This is a genomic window from Halomonas sp. DP3Y7-2 (assembly GCF_019800795.1).
Taxonomy (GTDB): Bacteria; Pseudomonadota; Gammaproteobacteria; order Pseudomonadales; family Halomonadaceae; genus Halomonas; species Halomonas litopenaei_A.
The window spans coordinates 310,686-324,434 of the sequence record NZ_JAHVKJ010000011.1; the positions used below are offsets into that span (position 1 = coordinate 310,686).

The following is a 13,749-nucleotide window of genomic DNA, read 5'->3' on the forward strand; positions in this document are numbered from 1 at the left end:
GGCTCCTAGCTCAACGGCCAGATTCGGCGACAAGCACCAGGGGCAGCGCTGTGGCAACCACCTGGCCAGCACGTGGTCAACTTCAGCGAGCCTGCAGGTTGACAGGCGGGTCAAACGCCCTATCCTGTCCGTCAACTTACCTATTTTAAAAAAGTTGACCAAAGCGAGACACTCCATGTCGGCCACCGTGACCTCTTCTTCCACCCTAGCCCTGGACAGTACCCCGCGCCACGACTGGTCCTTTGATGAAATCGAGGCCCTCTTCGCACTGCCCTTCAACGACTTGATGTTCAAGGCACAGAGGATCCATCGCCAGCACTTCGATGCCAATGCGGTACAGGTGTCCACCCTGCTGTCGATCAAGACCGGCGCTTGCCCGGAAGACTGCAAGTATTGCCCCCAGTCCGGCCACTACAACACCGGTCTGGACAAGGAGAAGCTGCTCGAGATCGAGAAAGTTGTCGCCCAGGCCCGTTCCGCCAAGGACGCTGGCGCCAGCCGCTTCTGCATGGGAGCCGCCTGGCGCAGCCCGCGCCAGCGTGACCTGGACGTCGTGCTCGAAATGGTCAAGCAAGTGAAGGCGCTGGGTCTTGAAACCTGCATGACACTCGGCATGGTCGATGGGGATCAGGCGCGCCAGCTGGCGGATGCTGGTCTCGACTACTACAACCACAACCTGGATACCTCTCCCGAGTACTACGGCGAGATCATCACCACGCGCAGCTACGCCGACCGCCTCGACACCCTCGGCAATGTGCGCGATGCCGGCATGAAGATCTGTTCCGGCGGGATCCTTGGCATGGGCGAGTCCGCTCGGGACCGCGCAGGCCTGCTGAGGCAGCTGGCAAACTTGTCGCCGCACCCCGAATCGGTGCCCATCAATATGCTGGTCAAGGTGCCCGGCACTCCGCTCGAGAATGTCGAGGACCTCGACCCCATCGAATACCTGCGGGCCATCGCTGTCGCCCGCATCATGATGCCGGCCAGCCATGTCCGCCTGTCCGCCGGGCGCGAGCAGATGGATGAGTCGACCCAGGCCCTGGCATTCATGGCAGGCGCCAACTCGATCTTCTACGGCGACACCCTGCTGACCACCGGCAACCCCCAGGTGGAACGCGACAAGGCGCTGTTTGCCAAGCTCGGCCTGCACCCGGAACAGCGCGAGAGCTGCGCCACCGACGAGCAGCAGGCGGAGGCCCTCAGCCGTGAGGTGAAACGTCAGGCCAGCGTCGCCCAAAGCGAGCAGTACTACGACGCCGCCGTCTAACGACGCTGCCCCAGATGCCTTTCGCCTGCCTGCCCCTGCGGCTGATTGCCGATGCCAAGCGGGGGCAATGCAAGGCACAGAGAACACCATGAGCCAGACCTGGAACGATTACCTGAGGCTACGCGCCGACCAACGCCGGCAGGCCCAGCGCTGGCGTCAACGCCAGACACAGCGGCGGGATCTCGCGCTGCTCGATATGGCGGGCAACGACTATCTGGGCCTGCGCACCGACCCACGCCTGGCCGAAGCGGCCAGCGACGGCGCTCGTCGCTACGGCAGCGGCGCGGGAGCCTCTCATCTGGTGACCGGCCATGGTGAGCTGCATGAGGCCCTCGAGGAGGCCCTGGCACGACTCACCGGGCGACCGCGAGCACTGCTCTTCTCCACCGGCTACATGGCCAACCTTGGGGTCATTCAAGCCCTGTGCGATCCCCATGTTCAGGTGTATCAGGACCGTCTCAACCATGCTTCGCTGATCGACGGGGCACGACTGGCGGGCGCCCGCTCACGCCGTTACCACCACCTCGACCTGGCCGACCTCGACCGGCTGATGACCCGTGCGCCGGAGAAGTCCCTGGCTCTGGCCATCAGCGACGGGGTGTTCAGCATGGACGGCGACTGCGCCGACGTCGGGGCGCTGGCCCGACTGTGCCAGCGCCATGGGGCCTGGCTGATGATCGATGATGCCCATGGCGTTGGCGTGCTGGGCGAGCGTGGTGACGGCTGTGTGGGTCAGCGCTACGACAGCCAGCAGGTGCCGATCCTTGTCGGCACTCTGGGCAAGGCGCTCGGCACTGGCGGCGCCTTTGTCGCCGGAGACGATGCCTTGATCGAGCACCTGATTCAGTTCGCCCGGCCCTATGTGTACACCACCGCCATGCCGCCCCCGGTGGCCGCAGCCTCGCTCAAGGCCCTGGAGCTGCTTGACGCGGAACCCGAGCGCAGGCAGCACCTGCATTCGCTGGTGCAGCTGTTCCGGGATGAGGCGTCGCGCCTGGGGCTGCCGCTGATGCCATCGCGCACACCGATCCAACCGATATTGCTGGGAGATGAGTCACGCACCCTGGAGTGGGCGCGGCTGCTGGAAGCCAGTGGCATCAAGGTCGGAGCGATTCGCCCGCCCACCGTGCCCAATGGCCAGTCCAGACTGCGCATCACGTTAACCGCCGGCCACAGCCACGACGACATCCAGCGCCTGCTTGACGCCCTGGCCAGCTGTCAGCGGCTGGTCCCGGCCGACAGCATGGAAGAGGTTGGCGCATGACCCGCCTGGTACTGCTCTCGGGCTGGGCCATCGATGCCCGTGTCTTTGCCCCCCTCGCCCCGCATTGGTCCCAGGGCTGGGACGTGCATGCCATTGACTGGCCGGGCATGGGCACCAAGTCGTCGTCCCCATTGGCTGACCCGGGCTCCATCAGTCAGCTTGCCGAGGCCATGTCTCCTGAGCTGCTGCCCGACCAGGATACCTCGGTGGTGTGGGTGGGCTGGTCGCTGGGAGCTCTCCAGGCTGCCGCCTTGGCACGTGTCATGGGGCCTCCTGATGCGCTCGTGCTGATCGGCATGGGCCCGACCTTCTGCCACCCCGCAGGGGTCAGCCAACAGGCACTCGCCGACTTCAACAGCGCCTTTCACCGTGACCCAGACCGGGCAGTCGAGCACTTCCTACGCTGGCAGCTATCGGCAGAGCCTGAGCCTCGCCCGTCACTGGCGTCGCTCAAGGCACTGCTGAGACCGCAGGCACAGGCCGATCACGCCACTCTCGCACAAGGACTCTCGACGCTGGCCCAGGAGGATATTCACGACGTTTTCCTCAAGCCGCCCTGCCCGACGGCCACCCTGTGCGGACACGACGACCCGCTGATGGCGCCTGGGGTGCGCCATGCCGCGGATGAGCGCATCGCCGCCAGCGGACACTGCCCCATGCTTAGCCAACCGCAGCGGCTGGTCGAGGCGGTGGAGCGACAGGCACAGCGCTTGCTGGCGCACCGCCAGTCAACAGGACACGGCTACTCCCGTCAGACCTCCAGGCCCGAGCGCGACCGACCAAACCCGAGTGAGGCAGCATGGCAACGCTGACACAGGACGCACCACTCGGTGATGAGACCTCCGCCAGCCACTGGCGGCAACGGGTGGATCGGGCCTTTTCGCGGGCAGCCCCACGCTATCGGCAGCTTGCCCGCGCGCAGCTCGCCATGGCCCAGTCGTTGCTCGACGATTTGCCGCCACGGCACGCCCAGGCTCGCCAGAATACGGTGAATGATCACGAGCCCGTCCAAAACGTCCTGGATCTGGGCTGCGGCCCAGGGGATCTCACCTGGCAGATGTGCGATCGCTATCCCAACGCCCAGGTAATAGGACTTGACCTGTCACTGGCAATGCTCGCTGAAGCTCGCCGTCATGCTGCCCGTCCGGACGATTCACGCCCCTGCAGCGCCAGGGCATCGTCTCCTGTGTGGTTGAAGGCAGATGCCCAGTCCCTGCCTCTGGCGACGGCCAGCATCGATCTGCTGGTATCCAACCTGGCCATCCAGTGGTGTCCTGACCTGGCGCAGGTACTGGCAAACGTGCATCGCGTCCTGCGCCCGGGCGGCCGGGCGGTGATCAACACCTTGCTGCCCGGCACCCTGCATGAGGTGGCCAGCGCATGGCAGCGTCCCGGCCATTCCAGCGGCGTGCTGGTGTTTCCGAGCCTGGCTCAGCATCAGCAGCGGGTCGATCAGAGCCCTTGGCAGGATGCCGTCCTGCGGCCCCGCGAGGTCACCTTTCACTACCCGGACATTCACGCCGTGATGGCTTCCATCAAGGGCGTCGGCGCCCAGGTGGCGCGGCCTGGCGCTGGCCTGACCCGCCGGGAACTGGCCCAGGCAAAGCAGCGTTACGAGCGCTTGCGCACGCCACAGGGACTTCCCGTGACCTACCACCAGCTGACGTTGGTACTCACCCGCTGAGCGCTCTCCGGCTCCCCCATGACCCTCAGATTTCTGCAAGATGGACCCGTGCCATGACCTGCTATTTCGTGACCGGCACCGACACCGATGCCGGCAAGACTCTCGCCAGCTCCGCGCTTTTGGCGCTCGCCAGACGCCAGGGCCTCAGCACCCTGGGCCTGAAACCGGTGGCGTCTGGCTGCCAAGCGACGGCTGCAGGGTTGAGAAACATCGACGCCTTGACGCTCCAGGCCCAGAGTCGGCCTGAGGTCGACTACGCCACGATCAATCCCTATGCCTTCGAGCCCCCCATTGCCCCTCACCTGGCAGCACGCTACGCCGACGCCGAGCTGACCTTGGCCAGACTGGAACGGACCATCGCGCCGTCCCTGGCGCTGGGCCGCGACCTGACGCTGATCGAGGGCGCTGGCGGCTACCGCGTCCCGCTGAATGAGCAGGAAGACCTGGCAGGCCTGGCCCATCGCCTTAGGCTGCCGGTCATTGTTGTCATTGGCCTCAAGCTGGGCTGTCTCAATCACGCCTTGCTGACCGCAGAAGCGCTGGCCCGTGACGGCGTGGCCTGCGCTGGCTGGATTGGCAACCTCATCGACGCTGACTTTGCGGCAGATGAAACCCTTTACCAGGACAACCTTGCCCATCTGACCGCGCGGCTACCGGGGCCTTGCCTGGGCATCATTCCCCGCCTGGAAGGCAGCGACCACCAGGAGCTGGCGCAGCAGGCCGCCGAGTACCTGACGCTTCCCCCCGGTTAGGCCTTGGCTTTATCGCGTCGCTTGATTCGTTGCCTTTTTGTCTCGCTGCCTTTGTTCTTATTGAATTAGCTCTTATTGCATTAGCGCTCATTGCCTCCGGCATGCTCCCTTCGCCTCAGGCATGAGCGGCCTGTCACCAAGGGCCCATAGCCATCCGCCTGGGCCCTGATGGCTGCGGCGTCGCCCAACAGCTGAAAAAGTTGACTTGCCGGTCAAGCAACGTACAATGTGCACCGCTCACCTGCATGCGGATGTGGTGGAATTGGTAGACACGCTAGATTTAGGTTCTAGTGCCTTAGCGCGTGGGAGTTCGAGTCTCCCCATCCGCACCATCTTGATATCCCTCAGCTTTTCCCGATCCCGACCACGTTGTCTCGACGCACTAGATTATCGAACGTGACCGAATCGTGACGTCACTCTTTCAGAACATGTTCAGAAGGTGCTAGGAACGTGCCTCGCCAGGCGCTCAGTGATAACGCCCACTTGCCCTCTTTGATCGCTTTATCGCAGCGATAGCCATCGCGCTCACAGGCCTGAGGACACCGCTCGCCTCACCCCTCTCGTCGCATATCACGCTCTGGCATAGCGGCGCTGTGCTGTGGCCACCGGCGCGTTGACAACTGCCACGAAGCCGCGACGAATCGGACCACCGCTCGTGCTATCTTTAGCGGCGAACGGTACGGGATGTGCGTTCTTCCAAAAGCATTCAAGAAAAAAGGCCCCTGCATGCTGAACTACTTTGCCCTTGGCATTCTCTTTTTTGTCGCCTTGACGCTGTTCTACGGGGTTATCGTCATTCACGACATTCCCTATGGCATCGCCAAGAAGCGCAATCATCCTCATCAGGATGCTATCCACGTAGCGGGCTGGGTCAGCCTCTTCACCCTCCATGTGCTGTGGCCCTTCCTGTGGATCTGGGCCACCCTGTATCGCGATGATCGCGGCTGGGGCTTTCAGCAGATCGAGCAGGAACAGGCCAGGGAACGCAACGAGATCGATCAACTGAGGGCGGAGCTGGAGCAGCTCAGGCAGCGGCTTGATCGGCAGGAATCAGGGCAGGCTACCCCGACGGCCGAAACCGTCAGCTCAACCCAGCAGGGAGGCCAGTCCTGATGGATCTGCTTATCGTCCTGACCTACGCCGCCATCTGCATCGTCATCTTCAAGGTGTTTCGCATCCCGCTGAACAAGTGGACAGTGCCCACCGCCTTTCTGGGCGGCGTGATTGTCGTCTCGACGCTGGTGCTGTTGATGAACTACAACCACCCCTTCACTCGCCAGGTGCGTCAGGCCTACGCCGTCACGCCGCTGGTGTCGGAAGTACGAGCCCGCGTCACGTCGGTCAACGTATCCCCCAACACCCTGGTCAAGGCCGGCACCCCGCTGTTCACCCTCGATGCACGGCAGTTCGAAGCCAAGGTGGAGCGTCTGACCGCCGAGCTGGAAGACACCTTGCGCAACTCTGACAGCCGCACCGCAGGCGTGGCTGAGGCGGAAGCCAACTTGCTGGCCGCCCAGGCGGATCGCAACCAGGCCCAGCGCACCCTGGCACGCTACCAGGCGGCCTCATCGGCCTTCAGTCGACAGCAGATCGATGAAGCGGCCCAGGTCGCCGAGACCACCGCCGCCCGGGTATCCCAGGCCCAGGCCGCGCTGGAAAGAGCTCAAGCGGAACAGCGTCCCGATGCCAATGATCAGGACCCACTGGTGATCGCCAAGCGGGCCGAACTGGCCCAGGCCCAGTACGACCTGGAGAACACCATTATCCGCGCCCCGACAGACGGGTATCTTACCCAGCTGGCGGTACGCCCCGGCATGATGGCGGTGCCGCTGCCGCTCAAGCCGATGGGAGTCTTCGTGCACGATGAGCCAGGTCGTTTTACTGGCGCCTTCCGTCAGCAGGCGCTGAACCGCATCCAGCAGGGTGACGAAGCAGAGCTGACCTTCACGGCCTTGCCTGGCCAGGTGTTCAGCGCAGAGGTCATCGAGGTGCTTCCCGCCATCGCCGAGTCTCAGGTCGCGGCAGGAGATCGCCTGCTGGGCGCAGACGCCTTCAAGACAGTGGATGCCCCGGCGCTGGTGACATTGCGGCTGCTGCCGGACCAGGACGTGCCCGACCTGCCGTTGGGCATCAGCGCCCAGGCGGCGGTCTACACCGAGCACTTCCATCACGTGGCCATCATGCGCAAGGTGCTCCTTCGCATGCTCGGTTGGCAGCACTACCTCTATCTGGATCACTGACGCCAAACGACGCAGCCAAGCCCCGGGCGTCCCTACCGACGCCCGGGGCTTTTTGCTGGGCGCTGCGCCGCTGCAGGCCAGACGGCTGAAGCACCAACAATAGCCCTGGGCGCCCGTAAACGCTGACCATCATGATCCAAATCAAGAACTTGGCGGACGCTCTGATCCTACAATTCCTACATGATCAGTCACCACATGGACCGCGGCGATGTTCACCAAGATTCTGGTACCGGTAGACGGCTCTTGCTACTCCCGTGAAGCGCTGAAGGTGGCCTGCACGCTGCTCAATGCCCATCGCAGCGACGATACTTCGCCCGCAGGAAACGCAAGCGCCGGCCAGCTAGTCTTGCTGCACGTGCCAGAAGAGCTCGGTTCGGAACCCGCCTTCGTCTGGGGCGTCTCCGCCATCGCCGCTGGTGCTGCCCTGGATGAGCGAGAGGCCATCGGCAGAGAGATTCTCGACAACGCCGGGCGTGACGCGCTTAGCCTGGGGGTTCCCAAACCGATGATCCTGCTGCGCCACGGCAGCCCAGGCCAGGTCATCCTCGACGCGGCCCGTGAGCACGGCGTCGACGCCATCGTCATGGGGCATCGCGGTATGGGCAAGTTCAAGGCCCTGATCGAAGGCAGCGTGTCACGCAAGGTCAGTCATCACGCCCGCTGCCGAGTGGTCACCGTGCACTGACGCCCGTATGAAACGAACAGACGAGCAAACGAACAGACGAGCAAACGAGCAGAAGAGCAGAAGAGCAAACGAATAGACGAGCAGAGTGCACGCCATAGCGAAGCGCGTCCCGGCCTCGGCGGCGCCAGTCATGCTAGGCTTTCTCCTACGTGGAACCATGACCCCGCGTGCCATGGTCCGAGGTTGACGAGGGAGCCATTGATGAGACATCTCCGCCTTTATGGCGCTCGGCGCAGTGCGGCCGGTACCACTCCATCTGCGGGCATGCTGCTGGGGGTGCTCGTACTCGCCATTTGCCTGGTCATCGGCTGCTCCAGCACGTCCCCCGCGGACGGCCTGACGGAGCGCCGAGGCGACAGACAGTATGACGCTCTCGACAGCCTGCAGTTACCGGAAGACGCGCTCCCCCCGCCAGGTGCCTGCCGCATCTGGTACCTGGATCTGACGCCGGACCGCCAGCCTCCTTCCGGTGACTGCAACGACCTGTATGACCAAGTGCCTCCAGGCGCCCGCCTGATTCGCGGCTAGGCTGACGCCTGCTGCTGCCTGTACCGGACCGTTCTATCGCCTGCCCAGACGGGCCTCGGCCTGCTCCAACGATGCCCAGGCTAGGCGCTTGAGCGAGTCCTGCCCCTGATCCATGGCCTCCAGTAGCGCTCGCTTTTCCTTGAGGTAGATCCGCGCGAAGCCAGGGTCGTGCTCGACAATAGAGCCGGTGTTGTGAATCAGATCTGCATACTTGACGGTCTGTGCATCCCCACCAGCGCGTGCCAACCGTTCCAGCGAGATCCGCTTGCGCGCGGCGCGATTGCCGACCTCTAGCCCCTCAAGGTCACTCAAGGCCACCACAAGTTCCACCACGTCAGCAGGAAACAACTCACGCAGGGTCATCTCGCTGACCTCAGTATCCTCCAGCACGTCGTGCAGCCACGCCGCGGCCTCTAGCTCGGGCCGACTCGGACAATGTTCGCGCACCAAGGCGGCAACCGCGGCAGGATGCTCGATGTAGGGAGTCTCCAGATACTTGCGGCGTTGGCCAATGGCACAGTGGGCGGCCGTCGCGAAAACACGTGCGTGTTCGACCATGACCTGGCCATCGGTGGGTTCTATGGACATCTTGGACGCCTCCATAAATTAGAACGTTTCAATATATTGAGGACAGCGAACGGTCGGCCCACTATTCTGAGTCCACCCCAACCACAACAAGGAGCCCCCATGAAGCCGGACACGATCGCACTGCATCACGGCTACACGCCCGACAACCAGAATGCCGTGGCGGTACCCATTCATCAGACCACGTCCTTTTCATTTGATAGTGCACAACACGCCGCGGATCTGTTCGACCTCAAGGTCGAAGGCAATATCTACTCGCGCATCATGAATCCCACCTGCAGCGTGCTGGAGGGGCGGGTAGCGGCACTGGAAGGCGGTATTGCCGGACTCGCGGTGGCCTCAGGGATGGCGGCAATCACCTACGCCATCCAAACCATCGCCGAAACCGGCGACAACATCGTCTCGATCAGCGAGCTGTACGGGGGCACCTACAACCTGTTTGCCCACACGCTGCCTCGTCAGGGCATCGAGGTCCGCTTTGCCGACAAGGACGACCTGGACACCATCGCCGGCCACATCGATGCCCGAACCAAAGCCATTTTCTGCGAAAGCATCGGCAACCCCTCGGGCAGCGTCGTCGACCTTGGCGCGCTGGCGACTCTGGCCCATGACCATGGCCTACCGCTGATTGTCGATAACACCGTGGCCACCCCCTTCCTGTGTCGCCCGATCGACCACGGCGCCGATATCGTGGTGCATTCGGCGACGAAATACATTGGCGGCCATGGCACCACCGTCGGTGGCGTCATCGTCGACTCCGGACGCTTCCCCTGGGCCTCCCATGCCAAGCGCTTTGCCCTGCTCAACGAAGCGGACCCGTCCTATCACGGTATCAGCTACACCCGTGACGTTGGTGAGGCCGCCTTCATCGCCAGGGCCCGCGTCGTGCCACTGCGCAACATGGGCGCGGCACTCAGCGCCCAGGCTGCCTGGAACCTGCTGCAGGGCCTGGAAACGCTATCGCTTCGAATCGAGCGTATCTGTGATAACACCCAGAAGGTCGCGGAATATCTGGAGCAGCATCCCGCCGTCTCATGGGTGAAGTACGCAGGACTCGAACACCACAAGGATCACGGGCTCGCGATCCGCTACCTGCAAGGCAAAGCGTCAGGCATTCTTAGCTTCGGTATCAACGGCGGGCGCGATGCGGGGGCACGCTTCTATGACGCTCTCGGCCTGATCCTTCGACTGGTCAACATAGGCGATGCCAAGACCTGCTCTGCCATCCCGGCCGCCACTACCCACCGCCAGTTGAACGACGAGGAATTGGCCGCCGCCGGTGTCAGCGCCGATATGGTCCGACTGTCCATCGGCATCGAGCACATCGATGACCTGCTGAGCGATCTCGACCAGGCGCTGTCTGCCTCACAAGCATGAGCGATGCTCCCACGCCCGACGTGGGAGCATGGTTCTAGTTGGAAGCAGGCACGGGCAAACCGACCGGCGTCGGCGAAGGGGGCAGCCATTCCCCCTTCGTCAGCGCCTCGGTAGGTCGATAGAAGCGCAGGGTGTAGTTCCATCCAGGCTCAATCGCCAGATAGTTCGGCACGTCGGGATCCCCGCCAAAATGCAGCGTTACCGACCCATCCTCGTTGGCGTCCGCCGTGCTGCTGGTCACCGACTGGGCGCCGTCGGCGCCGTCGATCAAGCGGCCCTGGTCGTCATACACCGTCACCGACCAGAACCCGGTGACCGGCACATCGACCGGCAGCATCAGCACCTGAGGGGTGTCGCCGTCGTTGTGCAACGGATTGATCGTGACGTAGTACGCCTCTTCAATGGGCTGGCCCAGCCAACCGGCAGCGGTCCCCCACAGATGGCGCACAGGGTCGACGTCACCCTCGGCGCCAAACATGCGGTGACTGCCCGACAGGAAGGGTGACAAGCCCAATACCGCTTCACGCACGTCAGCCAGACCCTGCACATCCCAGTCGGGCAGTGTCATCTCACCCTGTTCGGCCTGGGACCACTCGATCGCGTCCTGCTGGGCGTTGGCCTTGGCGATATCCTCAGGCGAGTCTGCATCGACCTGGGTGCGGACCATCACCAGGGCATAGCGTGACCCCACCGTGTCCTGGTCCAGGGTGATCTCACGCCCCCCATAGACCATCAGTGGAGTGAAATGGTCCTGACTCACGACCTGCAGTGACTGCAGTCGGGTGGGATCCGCCTGGGTCGAGATCGTTACCGGAGAACTCAGGTCGAATAGACCCACACTGTGCAACACATCTCGATTGGGGCGCAGCACGTTCGCGTCTGCAGGCAGTGGCGCGCGATCATGGCGTAGCGTGCCGAAGTAACCGTCATCAGCGTAGCGCTGAAAATGGTGGTCGGTCTGAGCCCTGATATAGGTATCGAGAGTAACGGCATCGCCAGCGCCGGTACCGTCCCCCTCGTCTGCCTGAACGGAAGCTAGCGTCAACATCACCGCCCCCAGGCAGCCACCCCATTGTCTCCACACCATGACGCTCCCCATGCCTGACTCGATCATTACTGTCAGCATAGCGCCGCAATCCACATCCTACGTCAACCCTGGGCCAGGGTATCGGCTGTGATGGGCACAGCTCTCGGGCCTCAACTGCCAGCGATCGTCATCTCGTCGATCAACCAGCTGCCGCTGTGAATACTGCCGCGGGTATCGACATCGTCCCCCAGCGCCACCAGCCCCTGGAACATGCGTGACAGGTTTCCGGCGATGGTAAACTCTTCGACCGGATACTGGATCCGTCCATTTTCGACCCAGAAACCGGCAGCGCCACGGGAGTAGTCGCCGGTGACGCCGTTGACCCCCTGCCCCATCAGCTCGGTCACCAGCACCCCACGGTCCATCTGCGCCAGCATGTCACCATGGGGCGTGGTGGCACCGACCAGGCGCAGATTGCGCGCACCACCGGCATTGGCCGTTGTCTGCATGCCGAGGCGCCGCGCGCTGTAGGCGGACAGCATGTAGCTGGCGATGCGGCCATCTTCGATAAAGCGATTGTCACGGGTCTGCACGCCATCACCGTCGAACGGGCTGCTCGCCATGCCGCCCACCAGCATCGGATGCTCACCAAGACCGAACCAGGACGGGAACAGCGCCTCACCCAGGCGCCCGCACAGGAACGATGCATCCCGGTAGATCGCGCCTCCAGCGAGGGCCGACATCAAGTGCCCTACCAGGCCACTGGCCAGACTCGGGTCGAACATGACCGGAAAGCGGCCGGTCTGCGGCGTCTGGCCACCAAGACGACGCAGGGTGCGCTCGGCAGCACTGTCGCCGACCTCGGCAGGATCGCGCAGGGCCTTGGGGTCCCTGGCACTGGTGTAATCGTAGTCGCGCTGCATGCCGGAGGCGTCTTCCGCGATCAGCATGCACGACAATGAGTGACGACTGCCGCGCTGACTGCCCATGAAGCCATGGCTGTTGGCGTAGACACGCACCCCCTCACCGCTGGACAGGCTGGCACCGTCAGAGCTGCGAATGCCCTCACGAGCAAGTCCGGCGGCTTCGCAGGCCAGGGCTCGCTGAATGGCCTCGTCCGTTTCCAGTGCCCAGGGATGGTGGACATCGAGATCCGGCAGTTCGGTCGCCATAAGCTGTGCATCGGCCAGGCCCGCAGCGGGATCTTCCCCGGTGTAGCGGGCGATAGCGATAGCCTTCTCGACCACGCTCTTGATCGACGCATCGCTGGCGTCGGTGGAGGAGGCACTGCCCTTGCGTTGACCGAGATAGACGGTCACCGCAATGCCCTGATCACGGGACAGCTCAACCGACTCGACATCGCCTTCACGCACGCTGACACCGATCCCCTGATCGACACTGGCACCTACCTCGCAGGCATCAGCTCCTAGCCGCCGGGCCAGTGCTACAGCGCTCTCGGCGCGCCCTTCCAGCAATCTCTGCTGGGCCGTGGCATCAAACGCCTGTGTCATCTTCTACTCCTTCTGCGGCCCGATCGACCGCTTGAGACTGTCATCCCTTGCCGCTCATGTCGGCTCGGGCTGGTATACTCCTGAGCTTTGGCGGGCGCCGCCTGTTGGCGTTCGCCTCTTCGCTGCCCCAGCTGCCTTCATCAGGGACCCGGTATGACCCAGCAAGACCTCTCCCCCGACGACCGCCCCAGCAAGTCACAACTCAAGCGCGAAATGCACGAGTTGCAGGCTTTGGGCGAACGCTTCATCGCCATGAAGCCGGACGAACGTGCACGCTTCCCGCTCTCGGACGACCTGCTGCGCGCCATCGAGGAAACCGATCGCATCCGTGCCCGCGAGGCGAGAAGGCGCCACATGCAGTACGTCGGCAAACTGATGCGCAAGGAAGACCTCGACGCCATTCAGGCCGTCTTCGATGAAATCGAACAGGCCCAGGTGCAGCGTGACCATGCCTTTCTGCGCCTGGAAAAGTGGCGCGACCGGATGATCGAGGAAGGCGACGACGCAGTCGAACCCTTCCTGGCGGACTACCCCCACGCCGACCGTCAGGCACTGCGCCAGCTCATCCGCAATGCCCGCAAGGAGCGCGAGCAGAACAAGCCGCCGACCAACGCCAAACGGCTCTATAAACTGCTGCGCGACACGGCGGGACTCTAGCCCCGCCGGGTGCCATCTTGCCTTGCGGCGGCCATTCGGGTCGGCTTACACAGCGCGACCTGAAAACACAGTCCTGAAAACTCAGAACTGAAAAAACCGCGACCTGAGACATCCATACCTGCACCACCCAAGGCGCTGAACCTCGCGCCCATGGGTAGGTGTCAGGCGGCGC

14 protein-coding genes and 1 tRNA gene are annotated in these 13,749 nt (G+C 63.5%); 12 read left to right on the forward strand and 3 right to left on the reverse strand.

Features of this window, described 5'->3' with window-relative positions; translation table 11 throughout:
• The first annotated feature begins 175 nt into the window (after nt 1-175).
• The 10 genes from bioB (at nt 176) to KUV45_RS17020 (ending at nt 8,420) form a co-directional block, all read left to right on the forward strand.
• Nucleotides 176-1,267 (forward strand): biotin synthase BioB, encoded by a 1,092-nt coding sequence (gene bioB, locus KUV45_RS16975; RefSeq protein WP_222163490.1) that lies wholly within the window; start codon nt 176-178, stop codon nt 1,265-1,267.
• An 88-nt stretch (nt 1,268-1,355) separates the two neighbouring features.
• Entirely contained in the window at nt 1,356-2,531 is a 1,176-nt protein-coding gene (gene bioF / locus KUV45_RS16980) for an 8-amino-7-oxononanoate synthase (protein ID WP_222163491.1), read from the forward strand.
• Nucleotides 2,528-3,343 carry an alpha/beta fold hydrolase gene (locus KUV45_RS16985; RefSeq protein ID WP_222163492.1) on the forward strand — a complete coding sequence of 272 codons (816 nt, stop codon included), beginning with the start codon at nt 2,528-2,530 and terminating at the stop codon, nt 3,341-3,343. The genes bioF and KUV45_RS16985 overlap by 4 nt, the downstream gene beginning before the upstream one ends.
• A complete protein-coding gene (locus KUV45_RS16990) occupies nt 3,331-4,215 on the forward strand; it encodes a methyltransferase domain-containing protein (protein ID WP_222163493.1) in 885 nt (294 codons plus the stop codon). The genes KUV45_RS16985 and KUV45_RS16990 overlap by 13 nt, the downstream gene beginning before the upstream one ends.
• Nucleotides 4,216-4,268: 53 nt before the next feature.
• On the forward strand, nt 4,269-4,967 hold the full coding sequence (gene bioD, locus KUV45_RS16995; protein ID WP_222163498.1) for a dethiobiotin synthase: 699 nt from the start codon (nt 4,269-4,271) through the stop codon (nt 4,965-4,967).
• A 247-nt stretch (nt 4,968-5,214) separates the two neighbouring features.
• Nucleotides 5,215-5,299 (forward strand) — tRNA-Leu (locus KUV45_RS17000).
• A gap of 394 nt (nt 5,300-5,693) precedes the next feature.
• On the forward strand, nt 5,694-6,080 hold the full coding sequence (locus KUV45_RS20510) for a DUF3302 domain-containing protein (protein ID WP_206943339.1): 387 nt from the start codon (nt 5,694-5,696) through the stop codon (nt 6,078-6,080).
• On the forward strand, nt 6,080-7,207 hold the full coding sequence (locus KUV45_RS17010) for an HlyD family secretion protein (protein WP_206943340.1): 1,128 nt from the start codon (nt 6,080-6,082) through the stop codon (nt 7,205-7,207). The genes KUV45_RS20510 and KUV45_RS17010 overlap by 1 nt, the downstream gene beginning before the upstream one ends.
• A gap of 208 nt (nt 7,208-7,415) precedes the next feature.
• Nucleotides 7,416-7,892, forward strand: coding sequence for a universal stress protein (locus KUV45_RS17015; RefSeq protein WP_206943341.1), 477 nt, complete (start codon nt 7,416-7,418; stop codon nt 7,890-7,892).
• A gap of 201 nt (nt 7,893-8,093) precedes the next feature.
• Nucleotides 8,094-8,420 carry a hypothetical protein gene (locus KUV45_RS17020; RefSeq protein ID WP_222163500.1) on the forward strand — a complete coding sequence of 109 codons (327 nt, stop codon included), beginning with the start codon at nt 8,094-8,096 and terminating at the stop codon, nt 8,418-8,420.
• A gap of 33 nt (nt 8,421-8,453) precedes the next feature.
• Here KUV45_RS17020 and KUV45_RS17025 read toward each other — a convergent pair whose 3' ends face one another.
• Nucleotides 8,454-9,008 carry an HD domain-containing protein gene (locus KUV45_RS17025; protein WP_224852066.1) on the reverse strand — a complete coding sequence of 185 codons (555 nt, stop codon included), beginning with the start codon at nt 9,006-9,008 and terminating at the stop codon, nt 8,454-8,456.
• Nucleotides 9,009-9,107: 99 nt separating this feature from the next.
• Between KUV45_RS17025 and KUV45_RS17030 the strand changes: the two genes are divergently transcribed.
• Nucleotides 9,108-10,382, forward strand: a complete 1,275-nt coding sequence (locus KUV45_RS17030; protein ID WP_222163502.1) for an O-acetylhomoserine aminocarboxypropyltransferase/cysteine synthase family protein — start codon at nt 9,108-9,110, stop codon at nt 10,380-10,382.
• Between the two features lie 34 nt (nt 10,383-10,416).
• On the opposite strand, the gene KUV45_RS17035 is transcribed toward KUV45_RS17030, so the two are convergent.
• Entirely contained in the window at nt 10,417-11,508 is a 1,092-nt protein-coding gene (locus KUV45_RS17035; protein WP_222163508.1) for a DUF1214 domain-containing protein, read from the reverse strand.
• Between the two features lie 71 nt (nt 11,509-11,579).
• Entirely contained in the window at nt 11,580-12,920 is a 1,341-nt protein-coding gene (gene pmbA / locus KUV45_RS17040) for a metalloprotease PmbA (RefSeq protein WP_222163509.1), read from the reverse strand.
• A 153-nt stretch (nt 12,921-13,073) separates the two neighbouring features.
• Between pmbA and yjgA the strand changes: the two genes are divergently transcribed.
• Nucleotides 13,074-13,577, forward strand: a complete 504-nt coding sequence (yjgA, locus tag KUV45_RS17045) for a ribosome biogenesis factor YjgA (protein ID WP_206943348.1) — start codon at nt 13,074-13,076, stop codon at nt 13,575-13,577.
• Nucleotides 13,578-13,749: the final 172 nt, after the last annotated feature.